The organism is Streptomyces sp. OZ13 (genome assembly GCF_052068155.1).
Classification (GTDB): domain Bacteria; phylum Actinomycetota; class Actinomycetes; order Streptomycetales; family Streptomycetaceae; genus Streptomyces.
In genome coordinates, this window is sequence record NZ_JBQHCZ010000059.1 from 1 (window position 1) to 556 (window position 556).

The window sequence follows — 556 nt, forward strand, 5'->3', positions numbered from 1 at the left end:
TGATGGCGCTCTTCATGCGCGCCGAGCTGGCCCGGCCGGGCACGCAGATCATGTCGAACGAGCAGTTCAACCAGGCGTTCACGATGCACGGCACCGTCATGCTGCTGATGTTCGCGACGCCGCTGTTCGCCGGTTTCGCGAACTGGATCATGCCGCTCCAGATCGGCGCGCCGGACGTGGCCTTCCCGCGTCTGAACATGTTCGCGTACTGGCTGTACCTCTTCGGCTCGCTGATCGCGGTGGCCGGCTTCCTCACCCCGCAGGGTGCGGCCGACTTCGGCTGGTTCGCCTACGCCCCGCTGTCCGACGCCATTCACTCTCCGGGGGTGGGCGGCGACATGTGGGTGATGGGTCTGGCCTTCTCCGGCTTCGGCACGATCCTCGGCTCGGTCAACTTCATCACCACGATCATCTGCATGCGCGCTCCCGGCATGACGATGTTCCGGATGCCGATCTTCACCTGGAACGTGCTGCTGACCGGTGTGCTGGTCCTGCTCGCCTTCCCGGTGCTCGCGGCAGCGCTGTTCGCCCTGGAGGCGGACCGCAAGTTCGGCGC

At 66.2% G+C, this 556-nt stretch carries 1 protein-coding gene; it reads left to right on the forward strand.

Annotation, left to right across the window (positions count from 1 at the left end; all coding sequences use genetic code 11):
- A partial coding sequence (locus ACTMTU_RS36075; RefSeq protein ID WP_441267649.1) for a cbb3-type cytochrome c oxidase subunit I occupies positions 1–556 on the forward strand: 556 nt, incomplete at both ends.